This window comes from Caenimonas koreensis DSM 17982, assembly GCF_009646335.1.
GTDB classification, from domain to species: domain Bacteria; phylum Pseudomonadota; class Gammaproteobacteria; order Burkholderiales; family Burkholderiaceae_C; genus Ramlibacter; species Ramlibacter koreensis.
Genome location: NZ_WJBU01000021.1, coordinates 57842 through 79842, shown reverse-complemented (window position 1 = coordinate 79842; position 22001 = coordinate 57842). Strand labels below are relative to the sequence as shown.

24 protein-coding genes are annotated in these 22001 nt (G+C 63.5%); 21 read left to right on the top strand and 3 right to left on the bottom strand.

The window, feature by feature from the left end; translation table 11 throughout:
* Nucleotides 1–174 precede the first annotated feature (174 nt).
* From GHT07_RS18490 to GHT07_RS18455, 8 genes are all read left to right on the top strand, one after another.
* Nucleotides 175–1179, top strand: coding sequence for an ABC transporter permease subunit (locus tag GHT07_RS18490; RefSeq protein ID WP_153586575.1), 1005 nt, complete (start codon nucleotides 175–177; stop codon nucleotides 1177–1179).
* Nucleotides 1180–1182: 3 nt separating this feature from the next.
* On the top strand, nucleotides 1183–2085 hold the full coding sequence (locus GHT07_RS18485) for an ABC transporter permease subunit (protein WP_153586574.1): 903 nt from the start codon (nucleotides 1183–1185) through the stop codon (nucleotides 2083–2085).
* A gap of 54 nt (nucleotides 2086–2139) precedes the next feature.
* The gene (locus tag GHT07_RS18480) at nucleotides 2140–3189 is read left to right on the top strand and encodes an ABC transporter ATP-binding protein (RefSeq protein ID WP_153586573.1); all 1050 of its coding nucleotides are present in this window, start codon (nucleotides 2140–2142) and stop codon (nucleotides 3187–3189) included.
* The gene (locus tag GHT07_RS18475; protein ID WP_153586572.1) at nucleotides 3186–4202 is read left to right on the top strand and encodes a peptide ABC transporter ATP-binding protein; all 1017 of its coding nucleotides are present in this window, start codon (nucleotides 3186–3188) and stop codon (nucleotides 4200–4202) included. The genes GHT07_RS18480 and GHT07_RS18475 overlap by 4 nt, the downstream gene beginning before the upstream one ends.
* A 35-nt stretch (nucleotides 4203–4237) precedes the next feature.
* Nucleotides 4238–5839 carry an ABC transporter substrate-binding protein gene (locus GHT07_RS18470; protein ID WP_153586571.1) on the top strand — a complete coding sequence of 534 codons (1602 nt, stop codon included), beginning with the start codon at nucleotides 4238–4240 and terminating at the stop codon, nucleotides 5837–5839.
* Nucleotides 5840–5932: 93 nt separating this feature from the next.
* Nucleotides 5933–6634, top strand: coding sequence for a VIT1/CCC1 transporter family protein (locus tag GHT07_RS18465; RefSeq protein WP_153586570.1), 702 nt, complete (start codon nucleotides 5933–5935; stop codon nucleotides 6632–6634).
* A gap of 90 nt (nucleotides 6635–6724) precedes the next feature.
* Nucleotides 6725–7111 carry a hypothetical protein gene (locus GHT07_RS18460; RefSeq protein WP_153586569.1) on the top strand — a complete coding sequence of 129 codons (387 nt, stop codon included), beginning with the start codon at nucleotides 6725–6727 and terminating at the stop codon, nucleotides 7109–7111.
* A gap of 79 nt (nucleotides 7112–7190) precedes the next feature.
* Entirely contained in the window at nucleotides 7191–7886 is a 696-nt protein-coding gene (locus tag GHT07_RS18455; protein WP_153586568.1) for a 5'-methylthioadenosine/adenosylhomocysteine nucleosidase, read from the top strand.
* Nucleotides 7887–7892: 6 nt separating this feature from the next.
* On the opposite strand, the gene corA is transcribed toward GHT07_RS18455, so the two are convergent.
* A complete protein-coding gene (gene corA / locus GHT07_RS18450; RefSeq protein ID WP_153586567.1) occupies nucleotides 7893–8879 on the bottom strand; it encodes a magnesium/cobalt transporter CorA in 987 nt (328 codons plus the stop codon).
* A gap of 135 nt (nucleotides 8880–9014) precedes the next feature.
* Complete coding sequence (locus GHT07_RS18445; RefSeq protein ID WP_153586566.1) at nucleotides 9015–10226, bottom strand: patatin-like phospholipase family protein; 1212 nt, start codon at nucleotides 10224–10226, stop codon at nucleotides 9015–9017.
* 200 nt (nucleotides 10227–10426) lie between these two features.
* Between GHT07_RS18445 and GHT07_RS18440 the strand changes: the two genes are divergently transcribed.
* The 4 genes from GHT07_RS18440 (at nucleotide 10427) to hprK (ending at nucleotide 13098) form a co-directional block, all read left to right on the top strand.
* Nucleotides 10427–10621, top strand: a complete 195-nt coding sequence (locus GHT07_RS18440) for a hypothetical protein (protein ID WP_153586565.1) — start codon at nucleotides 10427–10429, stop codon at nucleotides 10619–10621.
* Nucleotides 10622–11029: 408 nt separating this feature from the next.
* Nucleotides 11030–11359 (top strand): ribosome hibernation-promoting factor, HPF/YfiA family, encoded by a 330-nt coding sequence (hpf, locus tag GHT07_RS18435; RefSeq protein ID WP_153586564.1) that lies wholly within the window; start codon nucleotides 11030–11032, stop codon nucleotides 11357–11359.
* A 143-nt stretch (nucleotides 11360–11502) separates the two neighbouring features.
* Complete coding sequence (locus GHT07_RS18430) at nucleotides 11503–11970, top strand: PTS sugar transporter subunit IIA (RefSeq protein WP_153586563.1); 468 nt, start codon at nucleotides 11503–11505, stop codon at nucleotides 11968–11970.
* Nucleotides 11971–12147: 177 nt separating this feature from the next.
* Complete coding sequence (gene hprK / locus GHT07_RS18425) at nucleotides 12148–13098, top strand: HPr(Ser) kinase/phosphatase (RefSeq protein WP_323741008.1); 951 nt, start codon at nucleotides 12148–12150, stop codon at nucleotides 13096–13098.
* Nucleotides 13099–13139: 41 nt separating this feature from the next.
* On the opposite strand, the gene fur is transcribed toward hprK, so the two are convergent.
* Nucleotides 13140–13592: a ferric iron uptake transcriptional regulator gene (gene fur / locus GHT07_RS18420; protein WP_153586562.1), complete on the bottom strand. Its 453-nt coding sequence runs from the start codon at nucleotides 13590–13592 to the stop codon at nucleotides 13140–13142.
* An 82-nt stretch (nucleotides 13593–13674) separates the two neighbouring features.
* Between fur and GHT07_RS18415 the strand changes: the two genes are divergently transcribed.
* From GHT07_RS18415 to GHT07_RS18375, 9 genes are all read left to right on the top strand, one after another.
* Nucleotides 13675–14220 carry an outer membrane protein assembly factor BamE gene (locus GHT07_RS18415; RefSeq protein ID WP_153586561.1) on the top strand — a complete coding sequence of 182 codons (546 nt, stop codon included), beginning with the start codon at nucleotides 13675–13677 and terminating at the stop codon, nucleotides 14218–14220.
* Complete coding sequence (gene dapB / locus GHT07_RS18410; protein ID WP_153586560.1) at nucleotides 14220–15041, top strand: 4-hydroxy-tetrahydrodipicolinate reductase; 822 nt, start codon at nucleotides 14220–14222, stop codon at nucleotides 15039–15041. Before GHT07_RS18415 ends, dapB begins: the two co-directional genes overlap by 1 nt.
* Before the next feature lie 5 nt (nucleotides 15042–15046).
* Nucleotides 15047–15775: a MotA/TolQ/ExbB proton channel family protein gene (locus GHT07_RS18405; RefSeq protein WP_153586559.1), complete on the top strand. Its 729-nt coding sequence runs from the start codon at nucleotides 15047–15049 to the stop codon at nucleotides 15773–15775.
* A 5-nt stretch (nucleotides 15776–15780) separates the two neighbouring features.
* The gene (locus tag GHT07_RS18400; protein ID WP_153586558.1) at nucleotides 15781–16260 is read left to right on the top strand and encodes an ExbD/TolR family protein; all 480 of its coding nucleotides are present in this window, start codon (nucleotides 15781–15783) and stop codon (nucleotides 16258–16260) included.
* A 51-nt stretch (nucleotides 16261–16311) separates the two neighbouring features.
* Nucleotides 16312–18939 carry a leucine--tRNA ligase gene (gene leuS, locus GHT07_RS18395; protein WP_153586556.1) on the top strand — a complete coding sequence of 876 codons (2628 nt, stop codon included), beginning with the start codon at nucleotides 16312–16314 and terminating at the stop codon, nucleotides 18937–18939.
* Nucleotides 18936–19517, top strand: a complete 582-nt coding sequence (locus GHT07_RS18390; protein WP_228488429.1) for an LPS-assembly lipoprotein LptE — start codon at nucleotides 18936–18938, stop codon at nucleotides 19515–19517. Before leuS ends, GHT07_RS18390 begins: the two co-directional genes overlap by 4 nt.
* Nucleotides 19518–19533: 16 nt before the next feature.
* The gene (locus GHT07_RS18385) at nucleotides 19534–20022 is read left to right on the top strand and encodes an Lrp/AsnC family transcriptional regulator (RefSeq protein ID WP_153586555.1); all 489 of its coding nucleotides are present in this window, start codon (nucleotides 19534–19536) and stop codon (nucleotides 20020–20022) included.
* 143 nt (nucleotides 20023–20165) lie between these two features.
* A complete protein-coding gene (rocD, locus tag GHT07_RS18380) occupies nucleotides 20166–21488 on the top strand; it encodes an ornithine--oxo-acid transaminase (RefSeq protein ID WP_153586583.1) in 1323 nt (440 codons plus the stop codon).
* Between the two features lie 293 nt (nucleotides 21489–21781).
* Nucleotides 21782–21982, top strand: a complete 201-nt coding sequence (locus tag GHT07_RS18375) for a hypothetical protein (protein ID WP_153586553.1) — start codon at nucleotides 21782–21784, stop codon at nucleotides 21980–21982.
* Nucleotides 21983–22001: the final 19 nt, after the last annotated feature.

Genomic DNA, 22001 nt, shown 5'->3' with positions numbered 1-22001 from the left:
TCCGTGGCCGGGTCACGCAGGTAAAGAAGGGAGCTCGCCCATAGGGCGGCGGAATGACACGGAGTGAACCGGCCACGGACCCTTCGCTGCCCACCCCAAACAGCAGGGCAAGCCCCAAAACAGCGACCGACGTGACACCAACAAGCACAAGGTTTACGCCACAATCGCGCTTTCATGCTTCGCTTCATCCTGACCCGCCTGTCGCTCGTCATCCCGACGTTCATCGGGATGACGCTGCTGGCGTTCTTGCTGATCCGGCTCGTGCCGGGCGACCCGATCGAGACACTCGCGGGCGAGCGCGGTATTGACGCAACGCGGCACGCACAACTGCTCAAGGAATACGGGCTCGACAGGCCGCTGCTCGTGCAGTACGGCATCTATATCGGCCGCGTGCTGCATGGCGACCTGGGCAAGTCGATCATCACGCAGGAGCCGGTGGTGCGCGAATTCCTCGCGCTGTTTCCAGCGACGATCGAACTCGCGGTGTGCGCAATTCTGTTTGCGCTCCTGCTCGGTATTCCGGCGGGCATCATCGCCGCCGTCAAACGCAACTCGATCCTCGATCACGGCGTGATGGCGACATCACTCACCGGCTACTCGATGCCGATCTTCTGGTGGGGCCTGCTGCTGATCCTGCTGTTCTCGGTGCAACTCGGATGGACGCCTGTGTCGGGCCGCATCTCGGTGCAGTACTTCATCGAGCCGACCACCGGGTTCCTGCTCATCGACTCGCTGCTCACCGGCGAGAAGGGCGCGTTCTGGTCGTCGGCGAAGCATCTCATCCTGCCGATGATCGTGCTGGGCACGAATCCGCTCGCCGTGATCGCGCGCATGACGCGCTCGGCCATGCTCGAAGTGCTGGGTGAGGACTACATCCGCACCGCACGCGCCAAAGGGCTGCCACCGCTGCGCGTGGTGGGCGTGCACGCGCTGCGCAATGCGCTGATTCCGGTGGTCACGGTGATTGGTTTGCAAGTGGGCGTGCTGTTCACCGGCGCCATCCTCACGGAGACGATTTTTTCGTGGCCGGGCGTGGGCAAGTGGCTCATCGAGGCGATCAACCGCCGCGACTACCCGGTGCTGCAAGGCGGCATGCTGCTGCTCGGCGTGATCGTGATGCTGGTCAATTTGTTTGTCGACGTGCTCTATGGCGTCATTAACCCGCGCATCCGCAAGTAACGCATGGCCCAAACGCTCACGCCCACCATGACACAGGCCGCCACGCCGCCGGGGCCGCTGCGCGAGTTCTGGATCTCGTTCTCTGCAAACAAGGGCGCGGTGGCAGGGCTGGTCATCGTCGTGTTCCTGCTGCTGGTGGCGCTCGTCGCGCCGCTGATCGCGCCGCATTCGCCGGACCTGACCGACAGCAAGGTGTTCCTCAAGCCGCCCGCATGGCAGGCCGGTGGCTCGATCCAGTATTTGCTGGGCACCGACGCGATTGGCCGCGACATCCTCTCGCGGCTGATTTATGGCGCTCGCCTGTCGCTGTCGATTGGCTTGGGTGTGGTCACGCTGTCGGTCATCTTCGGCATCGCGCTGGGTTTGATTGCGGGCTTTGCGCGCGGCATCGTCGAGATCGCGATCATGCGGCTCATGGACATCATCCTCACGCTGCCGAGCTTGCTGCTGGCCATCGTGATCGTTGCGATCCTCGGGCCGGGGCTGGTGAACGCCATGCTCGCAGTGGCCATCGTGCTGCTGCCGCATTACGTGCGGCTCACGCGTGCGGCTGTGGTGGCTGAGGTGTCGAAAGACTATGTGACGGCTGCGCGCATCAGCGGCGCGGGCACGTTGCGCTTGATGTTCAGTGAAGTGCTGCCCAATTGCGCCGCGCCGCTGATCGTGCAGGCGTCGCTCGGCATCTCGACGGCAATTCTTGATGCTGCAGCGCTGGGCTTTCTGGGCCTGGGCGCGCAGCCGCCTTCGCCCGAGTGGGGCACGATGCTGGCCGACGCGCGCGAATTCGTTTTGCGCGCCTGGTGGGTCGTGACGTTTCCCGGCCTGATGATTCTGGTCGCCGTGCTGGCCTTCAACCTGATGGGCGATGGCCTGCGCGACGCGCTGGATCCCAAGCTCAAGCGCTGACGTCATAGTCCCGCGCCTAACGCCTAACGCCGAACGCTCAACGCCCAACCCAAGATGGAACCTCTTCTCGTCATCGAAGACCTGCACGTGGAATTTCCCACACAAGGCAGCGTGATGCACGCTGTTGAAGGCGTGAGCCTCACGCTGGCCGAAGGCGAAGTGCTCGGCATCGTGGGTGAATCCGGCTCGGGCAAGAGCGTGTCGATGATGGCGTTGATGGGTCTCATCGCCTATCCCGGCAAGGTGCGCGCGAAGACGCTGCGCTTTGCGGGCCACGACTTGCTCGGCATCAGTGACCGTGAGCGCAGGCGGCTGGTCGGCAAAGACATGGCAATGATCTTCCAGGAGCCGACGGCCAGCCTGAACCCGTGCTTCACGATTGGCTTCCAGTTGATCGAAGCGCTGCGTTTGCACTCACCGCTCGACAAGGCGAGTGCGAAGCAACGCGCCATCGAATTGCTGGAGCAAGTGGGCATTCCGGCGGCGCACACGCGCTTGAACGACTACCCGCACCAGATGTCAGGCGGCATGAACCAGCGCGTGATGATCGCAATGGCGATCTCATGCAACCCGCGCCTGCTGATTGCCGATGAGCCGACCACGGCGCTCGACGTGACGATACAGGCGCAGATTCTCGACCTGCTGCGCAACCTGCAGAAAGAGCGCGGCATGGCGCTCGTGCTCATCACGCACAACATGGGCGTGGTCAGTGAGATGGCGCAGCGTGTCGCAGTGATGTACGCGGGGCAGGTGATGGAGCAGCGCCCAGTGGGCGAGCTCTTCGCGGATCCGCAGCATCCGTACACAGAGGCACTGCTCGCCGCATTGCCCGAGCGCGGCCCGGCGGGCAAGCGGCTGGCAACGATTCCGGGTGTGGTGCCGGGCGTGTTTGACAGGCCTGCAGGTTGCCTCTTCGCGCCACGCTGTGCGTATGCCACGGCACACTCGATGGCCGTGCGGCCCGAGTTGCGCGAGTGGAAGGGCGGGCAAGTGCGCTGCCACTATCCGCTGGGTGATGCGTCGAGGGAGCAGCGAATTCGCAGCGATGGCGCGATCAGCCCTCACCCCGACCCTCTCCCAGAGGGAGAGGGAGCCCTGCAATGAGCGTCGTCGTCGAAGCGAAAGACCTGCGGCAGGTCTACAAGATCAGGCGCGGCCTTTTTCGCGAACCTGCGCAATTGCAGGCCGTGGGCGGCGTGTCGTTCGCGATTGAAGCGGGCAAAACGCTGGCTGTCGTCGGCGAATCGGGCTGCGGCAAATCGACGCTCGCGCGCATGGTGTCGCTCATCGAGAAGCCGACTGCTGGCTCGCTGATGCTCGACGGAACCGATGCAGTCAATACGCCCAGCGCCGACAAGCATCGCCTGCGCCAGGCGGTGCAACTCGTTTTCCAGAATCCGTATGGCTCGCTGAACCCACGCAAGAAAGTCAGCGCCGTGCTGGAGGCGCCGCTGGAAATCAACACCGATTTGTCGAAGGCCGAGCGCAGCGAGCGCGCGAAGGCGATGCTTGCGCAAGTGGGTTTGCGGCCCGAATACGCGAACCGCTATCCGCATATGTTCTCCGGCGGGCAGCGCCAGCGCATTGCGATCGCGCGGGCGCTGATGCTGAACCCGAAACTGCTCGTGGCAGACGAGCCTGTGTCGGCGCTCGACGTATCGATCCAGGCGCAGGTGTTGAATCTGCTGGCTGATTTGCAGCAGGAGTTCAAGCTCGCATACCTGTTCATCTCGCATGACCTTGCTGTGGTCAAACACATCGCGCATGAAGTGCTGGTGATGTATCTCGGCCACGTGATGGAGCAAGGGCCGAAGGAGTCGCTCTACGCGCGGCCATGTCATCCGTACACGCAGGCGCTGCTCGCATCGACGCCGGGTGTGGGTGAGCGCACCGTGCAGCGCATCGTGCTCAAGGGCGAGCTGCCTTCGCCACTCAACCCACCGAGCGGCTGCGTGTTCTCGTCGCGCTGCCCGTATGCGCAGGAGCGTTGCAAGGCTGAGCGGCCGCTGGCAAGGCCCGTAGGTGACCGCATTGCGGCGTGCCACTTTGCTGAGGACTTTTTGTCTGAGGGATTTCCCCAACTGGCGACTGCAGATAATGTTTCTCTTCCCGGCTGATTGCCGGAAAACTTTTTCCCTTGAGGAGCGAATCCATGAAAGCTTTGAATTACCGAAAGCACTTCGCGATTGCCGCGTTGGCTCTCGCGGCAGCAACCGGTGTCGGCGCGAAGACGCTCGTCTTCTGCTCCGAAGGCAGCCCCGAGAACTTCTACCCCGGCGTGAACACGACCGGCACGTCGTTTGACGGCAATGAACCCATCTACAACCGCCTCGTTGACTTTGAGCGCGGCGGCACCAAGGTGATTCCTTCGCTCGCCGAGAAGTGGGAGATCTCGCCTGATGGCAAGACCTACACCTTCCACCTGCGCAAGGGCGTGAAGTGGCACAGCCACCGCGCGTTCAAGCCGACGCGCGACATGAATGCCGACGACATCATCTTCGGCTTCGAGCGCCAGTGGAAAGAAGACAACCCGTACTTCAAGGTCACGAGCTCCAACCACTCGTACTTCAACGACATGGGCATGCCCAAGCTCATCAAGTCGGTGACCAAGGAAGGCGACTACATCGTCAAGATCGTGCTCGACCGCGCCGAAGGCCCGTTCCTGTCGAACCTCGCGATGCCGTACGCCGCGATCCAGTCGAAGGAATACGCCGACGCGATGCTCAAGGCCGGCACGCCCGAGAAGATCGACCAGGAGCCGATCGGCACCGGCCCGTTCTTCCTGGTGCAGTACCAGAAGGACGCCGTCATCCGCTACAAGGCCTTCCCGCAGTATTGGGGCGGCAAGGCGAAGATCGACGACCTCGTGTACTCGATCACGCCGGACGCATCGGTGCGCTGGGCCAAGCTGCAAAAGGGCGAGTGCCACGTGATGCCGTACCCGAACCCGGCTGACCTCGACGCGATCCGCAAGGACCCGAAGGTCACCGTGCTGGAGCAGCCCGGCCTGAACGTCGGCTACCTCGCGTACAACACGATGAAAAAGCCGTTCGACGATGTGCGCGTGCGCAAAGCCGTGAACATGGCCATCAACAAGAAGGCCATCCTGGATGCCGTGTACCTGGGCACGGGCGTTGCAGCGAAGAACCCGCTGCCGCCTTCGATGTCTGCCTACAACGATGCAATCAAGGACGATCCGTACGATCCGGACGCAGCCAAGAAGCTGCTGGCTACGGCTGGCTTGCCGAATGGTTTCGAGACGGACCTGTGGGCCATGCCCGTGCAGCGCCCCTACAACCCGAACGCCAAGCGCATCGCCGAGCTGATGCAGGCTGACCTGGCCAAGGTGGGCATCAAGGCCGAGATCAAGAGCTTCGAGTGGGGCGAGTACCGCAAGCGCATGCAGGCCGGCGAGCACCAGATGGGCATGCTGGGCTGGACGGGCGACAACGGCGACCCGGACAACTTCCTGGCGGTGCTGCTGGGTTGTGAAGCCACCAAGAACAACGGCTCGAACGTTGCCAAGTGGTGCCACCAGCCGTTCGAGGATCTCATCCAGAAGGGCAAGACCGAAGCCAGGCCGGCCGAGCGCGACAAGCTGTACAAGCAGGCGCAGGTGATCTTCAAGGATCAGGCACCGTGGTTCACGATTGCGCATGCCGTGCAATTGAAGCCTGTGCGCAAGGAAGTCATTGACTTCAAGCTGTCGCCGTTTGGCCGCCACACGTTCTACGGCGTGGACATCAAGGAGTAAGCCGCACCTCGTGGCGGGCCGCGCCCGCCATAGGCTGCCGCGTCAATCAAGGGCCCCCGCGTCGCAAGGCGCGGGGGCCTTACCATTGGCCATATGAGAGCCTCACGCCGCCACATCGAATATCACCGTACTGAACGCATCGGCTGGCTGCGCGCCGCCGTGCTGGGCGCCAACGACGGCATCCTCTCCACCGCGAGCCTGCTCGTTGGCGTGGCTGCTGCGCAGGCCAGCCATGCCACCTTGCTGACGACGGGCGTCGCAGGGCTGGTGGCGGGCGCCATGTCGATGGCCGCAGGTGAGTATGTGTCTGTGTACTCGCAGGCCGATACCGAAGAGGCGGACCTGGCGCGCGAGCGGGCCGAACTGGCAGCCGATCCGGCGGCAGAAACGCGTGAGCTGACCGGCATTTACGTGGGGCGGGGGCTGGACCATGACCTGGCAGCGCAGGTGGCCGAGCAGTTGATGAAGCACGACGCGCTGGGTGCGCACGCGCGCGACGAGCTCGGCATTTCAGAGGTGCACCGGGCGCGCCCTGTGCAGGCCGCGCTGTCGTCAGCGGCCAGCTTCGCCGCGGGCGCGGCGATGCCGCTGCTGGTCGTTGTGCTGGCGCCTGCGGCAGGGCTGATCTACTCGTTGTTCGCAACCTCGCTGGTGTTCCTGGCGGCCTTGGGCGCCATTGCGGCGCAGGCCGGCGGCGCCAATGCGCTGGTGGGCGCGTGGCGGCTCACGTTCTGGGGCGCACTGGCGATGGCGGTGACCGCGGGTGTCGGCGCGCTGTTCGGCACGGCGGTCTGATGCGCAGTGCGTTTCGTTTGATCTGCCGCAGAAGCGCTGCAGTTTCGCAGGCGTACATTGGTTTCATCGCAACTGAAACAGAGCATTGAGATGACACTCCAACACGCCGTCGCGTTCGTCGACCACCACAACGCGCAAGTCGTTCAGTTCAGCGCTGGCGCTGACACTGCAGTTGAGAAAAAGCTGCATGAGCACAGACACCTCACGAAGCAGCATGGCAGCAGCGTGCGCTCCGAGCACGAGTTCTTCGCCCACATTTGCGACGCGCTTGAGGGCATCGCAGAAATACTGGTGGTGGGCGGGCATCAGGGCCTGGCCGATTTCCGCCACTACGTGGACAAGCACAAGCCGCAGACTGCCGCGCGTATCTGTGACTACCAGGTGGTGGACCACCCCTCCGAGAACGAGCTGGTCGCGCTCGCCCGCAAGTACTTCGTCAAGCACGACAAGATGACGGGCACGCTGCCCGTTCGCTGACCTGCGCGCTCACCGTGCCAGCGCCAGCAATGTGCCAGCGCTGGCCTTTGCGGTGTTGTCGCACAAGCACAATGGTGCCATGACCACCGCCATCGTCTCCGCCATGCGAGAGGAACTCGCCGCCGTGCTCGCGCTGATGCCCGATGAACACAAGCAGACTGTCGCGGGCCGCGAGTTCTTTGTGGGGCACCTGCATGGTCACGACGTGGTCGCGGTGTTGTCACGCATCGGCAAGGTGGCGGCAGCGACGACAGCCAGCGTGCTGATCGAGCGGTTCGCAGTCGATCGCATCGTCTTCACCGGCGTTGCGGGTGGCCTGGGCGCAGGCGTGAATGTCGGCGATGTTGTGGTGGCCGACAGCTTCTTGCAGCACGATCTCGATGCCTCGCCGATATTTCCGAAGTACGAGGTGCCGCTGTACGGCAAGAGCCGTTTTGCGACTGACGCGTCGCTATCGTCGCAACTCGCCGATGCAGCGGCCCGCGCACTGCCCGGCGTTGCGTTGCATCGTGGCCTGGTCGTCAGTGGGGACCGGTTTGTTTCGACGACGGCAGAAAGCGTCGCTTTGCAGTTCGCTCTACCTGACGCACTGGCCGTCGAAATGGAAGGCGCTGCGATCGCGCAGGTCTGCCACGACTATGGCGTGGCGTTCGCCGCTGTGCGCACGGTCTCCGACCGCGCCGACGACGCAGCGCATGTGGACTTCATGAAGTTCATCGAGGAAGTGGCGAGCCGCCATTCCGCCGCGATCGTGGAGGCGCTGCTTCGCGCCTGACCATGGCTACTTCAGCCAGCCGCGCTTCCTGAAGTACCACATCGGCACCAACGCGCTCGCGACCATGAGCGCCAGCGCGAACGGGTAGCCCCAGGGCTGTTGCAGCTCCGGCATGTGCGCGAAGTTCATGCCGTAGATGCTGGCGATCAGTGTTGGCGGCAGCAGTGCAACGCTCGCCACCGAGAAGATCTTGATGATCTTGTTCTGGTTGATGTTGATGAAACCGACGGTGGCGTCCATCAGGAAGTTGATCTTGTCGAACAGGAACGCCGTGTGGTTGTCGAGCGACTCGATGTCGCGAAGAATCTGCCGCGCTTCCTCGAACTGCTCGGCATTGAGCATGCGGCTGCGCATCATGAAGCTGAGTGCGCGGCGCGTGTCCATCACGTTGCGGCGGATACGGCCGTTCAAGTCTTCCTGTCTTGCAATGGCGCCGAGCACTTCGCCGGCCAGTGCGTCGGTCACATCGCCGGACAGCACCTGCTTGCCCACTTTTTCAAGCTCGTCGTAGATGCCTTCGAGTGTGTCGGCCGAGTATTCGGCGTCGGCGTCGAAGAGCTTGAGCAGCACTTCCTTGGCGTCTTCAATGAGGCCGGGTGCGCGACGGGCGCGCAGGCGAAGCAGGCGGAAGACGGGCACGTCTTCGTCGTGGATGGAAAACAGCACGCCTTTGCTGCGGTTGTTTTCGTTGACCAGGTTCAGGATGAAGGCCACGCGAACGGTGCGCGGCTCGGCGTCATCGGCGATCAGGAAGTCGCTGCGGATATGCAGGTCGCCGTTGTCTTCCTCGTAGAAGCGGGCGGACTCTTCAATGTCCTCGTCCATTGCGTCTTCGGGAATGGACAGGTCGAAGTACTGCTTGATCCAGCGTTTTTCTTCGGGTGTCGGCGCTTCGAGGTCCACCCAGATCGGCTGGAACTTGGAGAGCTCTTCGAGCGACTCGATCTCTTCCTGGAAGAGCCGGCCATTGGCGAGCGTGAAGATATTGAGCATGGCAGCTCCGTGACTGGAAGGCTAAAAGGGGGCGTTGTGGGCAGGCTCGCTTCCAACACCCGTCACGGGCGCTGGAAGCTACCGGGAAGGGTAGGTTTCCAAGGGAATGGCTCTCGGGTTGTGGCGACCGCGCGATTATGCCGCGCTGCCCTCGAAGAAAGCCAGCAGTTCCGCCTTGCGCGCATAGGCATCCTGTTGCCCCAGCTTGACGAGTGCCTGCACGAAACCCGGCTCGAACAGCAGGTAGCTCGCGAGCGCGCCGCCGCCGCCCTTCATTGCATTGAGGCCGCCCAGGGCGCGCCTGACCGAGCGCGGCAGCTCGTGTGAATAGGCCTGCGCCACTGCGTCGAGCGATTGCGTGGGTTGCACCGACACGACTTCGACACTGCGATAGGGCAGCACACCGGCCACTTCGCGCGGCAGCTGCTGCAGTGTCTTGGTCACGCGCTGCGCCTGTTCCACATCGGCCTGGAGCGTGTCGTGGAACACGCTGGCCATGGCATGGCCGGCGATGCCGCCAAGCGTGGGTGCGCGCGCGCTTGCATCGTCGGCTGACGCAATCAGGCCGGAGCGCTGTGGCTGGCCGACGCCCACCACCATGATCTTGTGCGCGCCCAGGTGCATGGCTGGCGACAAGGGCGAGACTTGCCGCATCGAGCCGTCGCCGAAGAATTCGCGGCGGCCGTCTACCCACAGCGGCGTGGCCGGGAACAGGAATGGAATGGCGCTCGAGGCCATCAGGTGTTCGATGTTCAGCGGCTGGAAGTCGGCGCGGCGGCCGGGCCGGCTCCACATCTCGTGGCCGCGGCCGCGTGGGGTGTGGCAGAACGTCCAGTGAACGCCGCTGGTGTAGCTCGACGCGGTGACGGCCACAGCGTCGATGGCTTTTTCATTCAGCGCGGCCTCGATGTTGTCGAGCGTGATGGCGCGGTGCAGTGTGTCCACCAGCGGCATGTTGTTCAGGATCGCGCCGTGGCGGCGCGAATTGCGCCACAGCGACAGCGCGGCCAGCCAGCGGTTGAACTGCGCCCACAACGCGACATCTAGCTCATAGACGTCTTTGGATTGCAGGCGCGACCAGAACTGCGCGAGCAACTCGAACGAATCGAGGCCACGCATTGCCGTGCTGGCCAGGTAAGCCACATTCAGCGCGCCGGCCGAGGTGCCGACGAGTACCTGGAAGGGAAAGCGGGCGGAGCCGCCCGGCTGCAGGCGGATCATGGAACCAAGCGCCTGGAGCACGCCGACCTGGTAGGCCGTGCGCGCGCCGCCGCCCATCAGCACGAGCGCGTGAACAGGCCGGCTGGGCCGCACGAGTCCTGCATGGATCACGGTTCCAAGGCTCATCGGCTGGTGCGCCTCCTGTTGCAGGCATGGTAGAGCAAGACAGCGGGCTTGCAAATGTATCCGGCGCAGCCGCCTGCCGCAGCTGAGCAGGACATGTCCTACAGAGGCGGGCCAAACCGTCCGACAGGGCACGCGCAACCCAGGGCCTAAATTTCATGAAGTCATCCGCACCAGTTGCTGTGGATCTACAGGAGCCCACCATGATCGAGCTGGCCAATGCCCCGACCGACGGTCGAACGAGTCAACGCCCCTTGCAGGACGACGGCAAGGCCACGGGCTTTTTCGACGCCCATCGCACCCGCGGCGGCCACGCATGGCCCTTCCTGAGCAGTTATGCGGCCAAGTCGGCCGCCAACGACGCCGCGCCCAAGTCACCTTGCAGCAGCGGCAGCTGAGCCAAACCCCCATCCGGAGAGAAATCATGTCGAATCTCACCAAACCTTCTACCCGCTTTGCGGATACGCCGCGCGACAAACCCGTCGATGACCGGGCGGAACACGCCAATCACCCGCGGCCGGGTGCCCAGTTTCATCCGCGTGCTCGTGTGGGGTGGGGCCACGTTGATCCAGCTGCTGCGTGGCGCGCGCGCTGAGCCAGCGTTCACCTACCCAAAAAAGTGCGGCCTTCGGGCCGCTTTTTTTCATGCAAAGGGTTTCAAATTTGTCCCCACGGCCGAGTTCGAAATTGGTTGCATTTGCCTGGGGCGGCGCGCATAGTGACTTGACCTTCAAGGAATTCCTTTTCGCCGGCCGCGCGCCTTCGGGGAGCGGCCCTTTCAACCAGTGTGAGACAGGAGGTCATTCATGAATCTGACGATCAGCGGTCACCATCTCGAAGTCACCCCGGCACTTCGTAACTACGTGACAACCAAGCTTGATCGGATCACCCGGCACTTTGACCAGGTCGTCGATATCAAGGTGCTGCTGACTGTGGAGCGAATGAAGGAAAAGGAACGACGGCAGCGAGCGGAATGCATGATTCACGTCAAGGGCAACGACATGTTCGCCGAGAGTTCTCATGAAGACCTCTACGCCGCCCTCGACGAGCTGGTCGACAAGCTCGACAGGCAGGTGGGCAGGCACAAGACGAGACTTCAAGACCACCACCACAGCGCGCCCAAGCGCTTGATGTGAGCAACCCCAGGCGGTTGGTGTGAGCAACCCCAAGCGGTTGGTGTGAGCAACCTAGTGCGGTTGATGTAAAACAACGCATTGGCACCAACGAGGCGCCCCATGGGGCGCCTTTTTATTGCTGCTGCATAATCGTTAACCCGCCCATGAATCGCCTCGCGTCCATCCTGCCCGCCGCTCAAGTTCTCGTGAGCGTCGACGCCACCAGCAAGAAGCGTGCATTCGAGGAAGCAGGCCTGCTCTTCGAAAACCTGCACGGCTTGTCGCGTGCGCTGATCACTGATAGCCTGTTCGCGCGCGAACGCCTCGGCTCCACGGGCCTGGGTCACGGCGTTGCAATTCCCCACGGACGAATCAAGGGCCTGAAAGCCCCGATGGCTGCATTGTTCCAGCTGGCGCAGCCCATTGGCTTCGATGCGCCTGACGAGCAGGCCGTCAATCTCCTGATTTTCTTGCTGGTGCCCGAAGCCGCGACGCAAAAGCACCTTGAGATCCTCTCCGAAATCGCGGAACTGCTCAGTGACGCGCCGCTGCGCGAGAAGATCAAGTCGAGCACCGATGCCGCCGCGTTGCACCAGCTGATCGCCACGTGGCAATCGGCCCAGCCCGCTTAGAAATATGTGCCCCCACGCTTGGCGCTTCGCACCTGCGCTGCCCCCCGAGGGGGCCCTCGCGCCTAGGGGCGGCCTGTCGGCGCGGCTTAACGCCCCCACGCTTGCCACTGCGTGTGCTGCGCTGCCCCCCGAGGGGGCCCTCGCGCCTAGGGGCGGCCCGTCGGCGCTCGACCTGACGTGAAACCCACCGTCGTCAGCGCGGACGTCCTGTTCGAAGACCACCGGGCGGCGCTCAAGTGGGAATGGGTCGCTGGCCTGGGCGCCTCCGAGCGGCGCTTCGATGAAGTCGCGGTCAAGGCGGCGCGCTCGGGCGCCGACCTGGTCGGGTATCTGAATTACATCCACCCGTATCGCGTGCAGATCCTGGGCGAGCGCGAGATTTCCTATCTCACCAATGCCACGGCCGACGACTGCGCGCGGCGCATTGCCCGCATCGTCACGCTAGAGCCGCCGGTGCTGGTGCTCACCGACAACCAGGTCGCGCCTCAAGCCCTGCTGTCCATGTGCGAACGGGCGCAGATCCCGATGTTCGCAACGGCCGAGGCTTCGGCATTTGTCATCGATGTGCTGCGCGCCTTCCTGTCGAAACATTTTGCAGAGCGCACGTCGATGCACGGCGTGTTCATGGACATCCTCGGGCTTGGCGTGCTGATCACGGGTGAGTCGGGCCTGGGCAAGAGCGAACTCGGCCTGGAGCTGATCTCTCGCGGCAACGGGCTGGTGGCTGATGACGCGGTTGACCTGTATCGCATCAACCAGACCACTATCGAGGGGCGGTGCCCCGAGCTGCTGCAGAACCTGCTTGAAGTGCGCGGGATCGGCCTGCTCGACATCCGCGGCATCTTTGGTGAGACGGCGGTGCGACGCAAGATGCGCCTGAAGCTCATCGTGCATCTCGTGCGCCGCGAAACGCTGGAGCGTGAATACGAGCGCCTGCCCTACGAGCCGCTCACGCAGGACGTGCTCGGCGTGCCCGTGCGCAAGGCCGTGATCCAGGTGGTGGCGGGCCGCAATATCGCCGTGTTGGTGGAAGCGGCAGTGCGCAACACCATCTTGCAGCTGCGCGGCGTTGATACCTACCAGGAGTTCGTCGAGCGGCATCGCCGCGCGATGGAGAACGGCGCCTGAAGAGGTTGAGCGCTCGGCGTTCGGCGTCTAGCGAGACACGCTCAACGCTGAGCGCTGAATCTCACCTCGGCGGGGCGGTTCGGGCAAGCTTGCTTGGTGCAATGCGCGTAGAGGCTGAGCGCATGCTCGGCGATCGAAAATCCCTTGGCTTTGGCGACCGAATGCTGGCGCTCTTCGATTTCGGCGTCATAGAACTCTTCAACGCGACCGCAGTCGAGGCACACCAGGTGGTCGTGGTGCGTGCCCTCGTTCAGCTCGTAGACGGCTTTGCCGCTTTCGAAGTGGCTGCGTGTGAGGATGCCGGCTTGCTCGAACTGGGTGAGCACGCGGTAGACGGTGGCCAGGCCGATATCGGAGCGTTCTTCGAGCAGGACGCGAAAGACGTCCTCGGCGGTCATATGGCGCAGCTGGCCTTTCTGGAAGACATCCAGGATCTTCAGGCGGGGCAGCGTGGCCTTCAGGCCTGTGCTCTTGAGTTCGTCAATGTTGGCCATGTTCGTCACTGCGCATCAGGCTCGCCCGGGGGTGCCGCTACAATCGTTCGATCATACGCTGACCCCCAGCCGGAAGCCTTCCATGCCCGCATTTTTCCCTCGTGCAACGCGCCTTGCGCTGGTGTTCGCCGCAGTGGCGGCGGCATCCGGCTGCGGTTCCTTCGACCGCGCGAGCCTCTCCATCGCCGACGCCGTGACGCCCTATCGCGTCGAGATCATCCAGGGCAACTTCATCTCCAAGGAACAGGTCGATGCATTGCGGCCCGGCCTCACGCGCCAGCAAGTGCGCGAAGCGCTCGGCACGCCGCTCGTGATGGACCTCTTCCATGCCGACCGCTGGGACTATGTTTTCACTATCCGGCGCCAGGGTGTCGATCCGCAGTCGCGCCGGCTCACGGTGTTTTTCAAGGGCGACGCGCTCGAGCGATTCGAAGGCGATCCGATGCCCGCGGAAGCTGAATTCGTCGCGACACTGGACAACAAGCGCAAGGGCGCGGCGATTCCCGTGCTGGAAGCCTCCGAAGCGCAGCTCAAGCAATACGCGCCGGCTCGCCCGGCTGTGGAACCTGCAGCGCCCGCGCCTGCGACGGCCGTGAACTATCCGCCGCTCGAAGCGCCCACTCGCTGATGGTGTCCAGCGTGCAAGCCCCCCACAAGGTGGCAGTGGCCGGTGCCACCGGCCGCATGGGCCACATGCTGATTGAAGCGATCCGCAATTCGGGCGACTGTGTTCTGGCAGGCGCGATGGACGTGGCGTCCAGCCCTTCGATCGGCAATGATGCTGCGGCATTCCTGGGCCACGCCAGCGGTGTCGCTGTGATGGCGGATGTGCATGCAGCACTTGCATCGAGCGGCGTACTGATTGACTTCACGCGGCCAGAAGGCACGCTGGCACACCTGAAGGCCTGCCGTGAGCTGGGCGTCAATGCGGTGATCGGCACGACAGGGTTCGGCCCCGGCCAGAAGGAACAGATCGTTGATGCGGCGCGTGACATCGCGATCGTGTTTGCGCCCAACATGGGCGTCGGCGTGAACGTCACGTTGAAGCTGCTTGAGATGGCAGCCAAGGCGCTGGCCACGGGCTACGACATCGAAATCATCGAGGCGCACCATCGCCACAAGGTCGATGCGCCGTCCGGCACGGCCCTGAAGATGGGCGAAGTGATCGCGAACGCCATGGGCCGCGACCTTGAGAAGTGCGCAGTTTATGGCCGTGAGGGTGTGACGGGCGAGCGCGACCCATCGACCATCGGCTTCTCGTCGATTCGCGGTGGTGACATCGTGGGTGACCACACCGTGCTCTTTGCGGGTACCGGCGAGCGTATCGAAATCACACACAAGTCGGCGAGTCGCTCGACCTACGCCGAAGGCAGCCTGCGCGCTGTGCGCTTCCTGGCGGGCAAGCGCAAGGGCCTGTTCGACATGTTCGACGTGCTGGGGTTGAAGTAGTCGCGATGGGAATACTGGAAATCTTCAAGCAGGGCGATGCCGTCACCAAGTTCGTGACGGTGCTGCTGCTTGCCATGTCGGTGGCGAGCTGGGTCGTCATCTTGTGGAAGGCGTGGCTGCTGCGCCGTGCGTCGCGCGGCGTTACTGGCAGCATCGCTGCGTTCTGGCAGTCGCCGTCGGTGGAAGACGCCAATCGCATTGTTGGCGCCTTTGACCGTGAATCGCTGGTGATGCCGCTGATCGTGGCGACGCAGGCGAAGGGCGAGGGAACGCTGGCAGTGGCAGGCGACAAGTCGCAGCAGCTCACGCGCCTGTTGCGCGACGCACTGCATGGCGTGCTCGACAGGTTGCAGTTCGGCCAGGTGCTGTTAGCCACGGTAGGCTCGACGGCGCCTTTCGTCGGACTGCTTGGCACGGTGTGGGGCATTTATCACGCGCTCACCGGCATCGCGCTCGCGGGGCAGATCACGATCGACAAGGTGGCAGGGCCTGTTGGTGAGGCGCTGATCATGACGGCGGCGGGCCTGGCCGTCGCTATTCCGGCGGTGCTTGGCTATAACATCTTTGGCCGCGTGATTGGCCGTATCGAGGCCGACCTCGAAGGTTTTGCACGCGACTTGCGCGAGCTCCTGTTGCACAGAAGTGCCTTGAGCGTCGACGGGCCGCCCCTAGACGCGAGGACCCCCTCGGGGGGCAGCGCACTACACGAAGTGAGAAGCGTGGGGGCCGAGTAACCAGCATGGGTTTCGGCCGCCTCGAACGCACGACAGGCTCGCAGCCGATGAGCGAAATCAACGTCACGCCGCTCGTTGACGTGATGCTGGTGCTGGTGGTGATCTTCATTCTCACCGCGCCCCTGCTCGCCAGTTCGATCCGGCTCGACTTGCCGAAGACGCCGGCGGCGAAGCCGAGCGACGCACCCAAGTTCGTGACGATCGTGCTTGACCGCGGCGGTCAGGCGTTTCTCGACGACAAGCCAGTGAGCCAGCCTGAGCTGGAGCAGCGGCTCACCCAGATCGGCCGCAACAGCCCCGACACCGAAATCCAGCTGCGCGCCGACAAGCTCGTGCAGTACGGGCGCATTGTCGAGGTGATGGGCACGGCGCAGACGGCGGGCCTGAACCGCATCGGGTTCATTGCCGACCCGGCAGCCGCCGCAGCAGCGCCAGCTGCGAAGACGGCACCTGCGCCCACGCCGTCAACCGCGCCAAAGCGCTAGCCCACCCGTAGAATCAACGCATGGCCCGCCTGTTGCGGGCATGCGTGATTTATGCAAGAGAAATACACACCCGCCGAGGTCGAGCGATCAGCGCAAGCGCACTGGACCGCGCGCGATGCCTATCGCGTGACCGAAGACTTGAGCAAGAAGAAGTTCTACGCGTGTTCCATGCTGCCCTACCCCAGCGGCAAGCTGCATATGGGGCACGTGCGCAACTACACGATCAACGACATGCTCACGCGCTACCTGCGCATGAACGGCTACAACGTCCTGATGCCGATGGGCTGGGACGCATTCGGACTGCCCGCAGAGAACGCAGCGATCAAGAACAAGGTGCCGCCTGCAAAGTGGACGTACGACAACATCGCTTACATGAAAAAGCAGATGCAGGCGATGGGTCTGGCCATCGACTGGAGTCGTGAGGTTGCCACCTGCGACCCGGATTACTACCGCTGGAACCAGTGGTTGTTCCTGAAGATGCTTGAAAAGGGCATTGCGTATCGCAAGACGCAAGTCGTGAACTGGGACCCGGTGGACCAGACGGTGCTTGCCAATGAGCAGGTGATCGATGGCAAGGGTTGGCGCACAGGCGCGCCTGTCGAGCGCCGCGAGATTCCTGGCTACTACCTGAAGATCACCGATTACGCCGAAGAGCTGCTCGACCACGTGCAGCACAAGCTGCCCGGCTGGCCCGAGCGTGTGAAGCTGATGCAGGAGAACTGGATCGGCAAGAGCGAGGGCGTGCGCTTTGCGTTCACACACGAGATCCGCGGCGTTGATGGCGAGTTGATCGGCGATGGCCGCATGTACGTCTTCACCACGCGTGCCGACACGATCATGGGCGTGACGTTCTGCGCTGTCGCGCCCGAGCACCCGCTTGCACAGCATGCGGCGCGCACGAACGCGAGGCTCGCGGCCTTCATTGAAGACTGCAAGAAAGGTGGCACGACCGAGGCCGAACTCGCAGCGCGCGAGAAGGTGGGCATGTCGACAGGGCTGGTGGTGTTCCACCCCGTCACTGAAGAGCCGATCGACGTGTGGGTCGGCAACTATGTGCTCATGGGCTATGGCGACGGTGCCGTCATGGGCGTGCCCGGCCACGACGAGCGCGACTTCGCGTTCGCGCTCAAGTACAACCTGCCGATCATGCAAGTGGTGCATGTGGATGGCGAGCACTACGACTACAAGCAGTGGCACGACTGGTATGGCGACAAGGAGCGAGGCGTCACCATCAACTCCGAGAACTTCAGCGGCTTCACGTATCGCGAGGCCGTGAATGCGGTGGCACATGTGCTCCAGCAAAAGGGCCTCGGCGAGAAGAAGACAACGTGGCGCCTGCGTGACTGGGGCGTGAGCCGCCAGCGTTACTGGGGCACGCCGATCCCGATCATCCACTGCGAAGCGCATGGGGCCGTACCCGTGCCCGAAGCCGACCTGCCCGTGGTCCTGCCGCAAGACTGCGTGCCCGACGGCTCTGGCAATCCGCTGAACAAGCGCGAAGATTTCCTGGCGTGCAGCTGCCCGATCTGCGGCAAGCCGTCGCGCCGCGAGACCGACACGATGGACACCTTTGTCGATTCATCGTGGTACTACATGCGCTACTGCGACCCCAAGAACGACAAGGCGATGGTCGCCGGCGGCGCAGCGTACTGGATGCCGATGGACCAATACATCGGCGGCATCGAACACGCGATCCTGCACTTGCTCTACGCGCGCTTCTGGACGAAGGTCATGCGGGACCTCGGGCTCGTGCGTGTGGACGAGCCGTTCACCAAACTGCTGACGCAGGGCATGGTGTTGAACGAAGCCTTTGTGCGCACCGGCGAGAAGGCCGGCAAGCAGTACTACTGGGCGCACGACCTCGACATCGAGCGTGACGAACACGCCAAGGTGATTTCCGCCAGGGCGAAAGACGACGGCCTGCCCGTGACGTACGAGGGCTGGACAACGATGTCCAAGTCCAAGAACAACGGAGTCGATCCGCAGGACATCATCGAAAAATTCGGCGCTGATACAGCGCGCCTGTACACGATGTTCACGGCGCCGCCCGAAGCCACGCTCGAATGGAACGATGCGGCGCTCGAAGGCTCGTACCGCTTCCTGCGCCGCGTCTGGAACTTCGGCGTGAAGATGGGCGAAGGCGCAGCAAAGGCCGACGCGTCTGGCTACGGTGCCAAGGCCCGGGCGCTGCGCTTTGAAGTGCACACAGTGCTCAAGCAGGTGGACTACGACTACCAGCGCATGCAATACAACACCGTGGTGTCGGGCGCGATGAAACTGTTGAACGCGCTCGAAGACTTCAAGGGTGCGGCAGAGGCCAATGCGGCCGCTGCCGTGCGCGAAGGCTTCGGCATCCTGGTGCGCGTGCTGTATCCGGCCACGCCGCATATCGCGCAAGAGCTGTGGCAGCAGCTGGGCTACGCAAAGGAATTCGGCGAGCTGACCGATGCGCCGTGGCCGAGTGTGGATGAGTCTGCGCTGGTGCAGGATGAAGTCGAGCTGATGCTGCAGGTCAACGGCAAGCTTCGCGGCTCGATCCGCGTGTCGGCCACAGCTTCCAGGGACGAGATCGAGAAGCTGGCCGCCGCACATGAGGAAACCATCAAGTTTGCGGCGGGCGGCTCGGTGAAAAAGATCATCGTCGTGCCTGGACGGCTCGTGAATGTGGTGGTCGCATGAGAAGCGCCTCCACGCCTGCCATGACATGCACTGCGCTGCCGCGCGATGGGGCTGCTGCGCGCCAGTCGAGCTCGCTGGCGCGGCGGTCCTTCCTGCTGGCCGGGCTAGGCGGGCTGGTTGGCCTCGCAGGCTGCGGCTTCCAGTTGCGACAGGCGCCGAATTTCACGTTCAACACGATCCTGATCGGAACTGCGCCGCGCTCCACGCTCGGCACCGAGCTGATCCGCACCATCGCTGCGTCCGGCGCCGTGACCGTGCTGCCCGAAGGCAGCCCGCCGGACAAGGCCCAGGTCATCCTCGATGCGCTGGTTGACCAGCGCGAGAAGGTGGTTGTGGGCCTGAATGCTTCCGGCCAGGTGCGCGAGTTCCAGCTGCGCGTGCGGTTCAAGTTCAAGCTGCGCACACCACAAGGCAAAGAGCTGATCCCGGAAACTGAACTGCTCCAGCAACGCGACATCAGCTTCAACGAGTCGGCCGTGCTCTCCAAGGAAGCCGAAGAGGGGCTGCTGTACCGCGACATGCAAAGCGATATCGTCCAGCAATTGTTGCGGCGCCTGGCGGCCGTCAAGTCGCTCTAGCCGGAACACGCGGCAGATGGAACTGGACCGCGCGGACCTGAAGCTGCTCGACTTGTTGCAGCGTGACGGCCGCACGACGGTGCAGGCGTTGTCCGAGGCAATTCACCTGTCCGCCCGCGCCACGCTCAATCGCGTGCGCAAGCTCGAATCCGAGGGAATGATCGAGGGCTACCGGGCACTGGTCAGCCGCTCGGCGCTGGGCCAGCAAATCTGCGTCTTTGCGGAGATCGCGCTCAAGGACCAGCGCCAGGCGACCATCCAGAAGTTCGAGAAGCGGATGGCACAAACGACAGAAGTCGTCGCCTGCTATGTGATCAGTGGCCGCTATGACTACATCGCACGGATCGCCTGCACGAGCCTGGACGTGTATCACCGGCTGATCAACGAATGGCTCGACGACACATCGCTTGGCGTCGAAAAAATCGTCACCAACATCGAGCTGCAGACCATCAAGGAGTTCGCGGGCTTTCCGTTACCCGCGGCCCATTCCTCACATCGCAACTGAGCGTTCTTCACGGGCCGCTTCCGATTCGGAAGTGAAATCGCTCCAGCACAGCCGTTGCCGCCGTCACCTGCCTGCCGATTCACGCGTGCCGCACAGCCGGCCCCCGCATACTTCCGGCATTGACCCAGGAGCACCCCATGGACATGAAAACGACGGCCACTTCCCAAGAATTCATTGGCAAAGAGAACCGCTTCGGCGCACGCAACTACGCGCCCGTCCCGGTTGTCGTGGACCATGCGAAGGACTGCATCGTCTGGGACGTCGAAGGACGCGAATACATCGACATGATGAGTGCGTATTCCGCTGTGAGTCATGGCCACCTGCACCCGCGCGTGGTGGCCGCCGCCCAGCGCCAGCTGGAAAAAGTTGCTGTCACCTCCCGCGCGTATCACGGCACCGCGCTCGGCCCCTTCCTTGAAAAGCTTTGCGAGATGACCGGCTTTGAGCGCGCGTTGCCGATGACCACCGGCGCTGAAGGCGTCGAGACGGCCATCAAGTGCGCGCGCCGCTGGGGCAATCGCGTCAAGGGTATCGTTGATGGCCAGGCCGAGATCCTGGTCGCCCGCGGCAACTTCCACGGCCGCACCAGCACCATCATTGGCTTCTCGACAGAAGATGAGTACCGTGACGGCTTCGGCCCGTTCGCCGGTGGCTTCAAGCACTTTGACTTCGGCGACATGGCAAGCGTGCGCGCCGCAACGACGGCCAACACCTGCGCCGTGTTGATCGAGCCGATCCAGGGCGAGGCTGGCGTTGTCGTTCCGCCGCGCGGCTTCTTCAAGCAACTGCGCGAGTGGTGCACCCAGAACAACGTGCTGCTGATCACCGACGAAATCCAGTCGGGTCTGGGGCGCACAGGCAAGCTGTTTGCGTTCGAGCACGAAGGCATCCGGCCTGACGGTTTGATCCTTGGCAAGGCACTCGGCGGCGGCGTGATGGCGGTGAGCGCGTTCCTCGCTGACGCCCGCGTGATGGATGTGTTCAGCCCTGGCAGCCACGGCTCGACGTTCGGCGGCAACGCCCTCGCCGCCGCAGTCGGCCTGGAAGCACTCAAGGTGATCGAAGACGAGAAGCTGGTCGAGCGCAGTGCACGCCTGGGCGAGCAGCTGCTGTCGGGCCTGCGCGGCGTGATGGAAGACAGCCGCGGCCTGATTCGCGCAGTGCGTGGACGTGGTTTGTGGGTTGGCGTTGACCTGAACCCGGAGCTGGCCAGCGGCCGCGAGATGATCGAGCGGCTTGCGGCCCGCGGCGTGCTGTCGAAGGACACACACGAGACGGTGATTCGCTTCGCGCCTCCGCTGACCATCAGCGAGCAGCTGATCGAAGACGCCATCGGCATCTTCCGCCAGGTCGTCAATGAAAAGTGCATGGAGCTGGGGCTGATGTCGTCCGCATCCATGGACCTCGCGATGAAGATCGACAAGCTGCTGGAGATCGAGGAACTGGGCGAACGCGCAATGGCTTAACTGCCGCAGTCACGGCGCCAATACGGCGTCATCTCGCAAACGCCCCCCTTCGGGCGTTCAAGGGTCTGGACCGCAAGCGCGCGGCCAGGCCCTTTTGCTTTCTTGCTCGCGCCATAGGCCTTGGTCTAGGTGCACAAAGGTGGGTGCTCGCGCAGAATTCGCAGCCCTTGATGTGGTCTTAAGCATTAGCTTCGGTTGGTCCCCAGCTGGCGCCACATCGCCGACAACCCGGCTGTTCTGCGCACGAATCCGTTCGGGTCGGCGCGATCAGCATTCACCCATAAATCCGATCTGTGAACTTCTCGCCTGTCACTTCGCTCTCCCGTCTTTGCGCCTTTGCGGGCGCCGTCTTCATCACCCTCGTCACCGTTGTCTCCATGGCCCTCATTGGCCATCCGCCGCAAGACTCTGGCGCCGTTCTCGCCCAGTCCAAATCGAAGTCAAAGGCTGCGATGCCTGCGCTTCAGGCCAGCACCACTGTCGCGCACCGCTGACGCGCGAGGCCAGCATCGC

Coding starts and splice junctions, on each gene's coding strand:
- GHT07_RS18465 (WP_153586570.1), top strand. CDS start 5,933: ATGAGAGCCTCACGCCGCCACATCGAATATCACCGTACTGAACGCATC.
- GHT07_RS18385 (WP_153586555.1), top strand. CDS start 19,534: ATGGAACTGGACCGCGCGGACCTGAAGCTGCTCGACTTGTTGCAGCGT.
- GHT07_RS18415 (WP_153586561.1), top strand. CDS start 13,675: ATGCCCGCATTTTTCCCTCGTGCAACGCGCCTTGCGCTGGTGTTCGCC.
- GHT07_RS18405 (WP_153586559.1), top strand. CDS start 15,047: ATGGGAATACTGGAAATCTTCAAGCAGGGCGATGCCGTCACCAAGTTC.
- hpf (WP_153586564.1), top strand. CDS start 11,030: ATGAATCTGACGATCAGCGGTCACCATCTCGAAGTCACCCCGGCACTT.
- corA (WP_153586567.1), bottom strand. CDS start 8,879: ATGCTCAATATCTTCACGCTCGCCAATGGCCGGCTCTTCCAGGAAGAG.
- GHT07_RS18485 (WP_153586574.1), top strand. CDS start 1,183: ATGGCCCAAACGCTCACGCCCACCATGACACAGGCCGCCACGCCGCCG.
- rocD (WP_153586583.1), top strand. CDS start 20,166: ATGAAAACGACGGCCACTTCCCAAGAATTCATTGGCAAAGAGAACCGC.
- GHT07_RS18480 (WP_153586573.1), top strand. CDS start 2,140: ATGGAACCTCTTCTCGTCATCGAAGACCTGCACGTGGAATTTCCCACA.
- GHT07_RS18440 (WP_153586565.1), top strand. CDS start 10,427: ATGATCGAGCTGGCCAATGCCCCGACCGACGGTCGAACGAGTCAACGC.
- GHT07_RS18390 (WP_228488429.1), top strand. CDS start 18,936: ATGAGAAGCGCCTCCACGCCTGCCATGACATGCACTGCGCTGCCGCGC.
- GHT07_RS18445 (WP_153586566.1), bottom strand. CDS start 10,226: ATGAGCCTTGGAACCGTGATCCATGCAGGACTCGTGCGGCCCAGCCGG.
- GHT07_RS18430 (WP_153586563.1), top strand. CDS start 11,503: ATGAATCGCCTCGCGTCCATCCTGCCCGCCGCTCAAGTTCTCGTGAGC.
- GHT07_RS18490 (WP_153586575.1), top strand. CDS start 175: ATGCTTCGCTTCATCCTGACCCGCCTGTCGCTCGTCATCCCGACGTTC.
- GHT07_RS18470 (WP_153586571.1), top strand. CDS start 4,238: ATGAAAGCTTTGAATTACCGAAAGCACTTCGCGATTGCCGCGTTGGCT.
- dapB (WP_153586560.1), top strand. CDS start 14,220: ATGGTGTCCAGCGTGCAAGCCCCCCACAAGGTGGCAGTGGCCGGTGCC.
- GHT07_RS18460 (WP_153586569.1), top strand. CDS start 6,725: ATGACACTCCAACACGCCGTCGCGTTCGTCGACCACCACAACGCGCAA.
- GHT07_RS18475 (WP_153586572.1), top strand. CDS start 3,186: ATGAGCGTCGTCGTCGAAGCGAAAGACCTGCGGCAGGTCTACAAGATC.
- GHT07_RS18455 (WP_153586568.1), top strand. CDS start 7,191: ATGACCACCGCCATCGTCTCCGCCATGCGAGAGGAACTCGCCGCCGTG.
- leuS (WP_153586556.1), top strand. CDS start 16,312: ATGCAAGAGAAATACACACCCGCCGAGGTCGAGCGATCAGCGCAAGCG.
- GHT07_RS18400 (WP_153586558.1), top strand. CDS start 15,781: ATGGGTTTCGGCCGCCTCGAACGCACGACAGGCTCGCAGCCGATGAGC.
- fur (WP_153586562.1), bottom strand. CDS start 13,592: ATGGCCAACATTGACGAACTCAAGAGCACAGGCCTGAAGGCCACGCTG.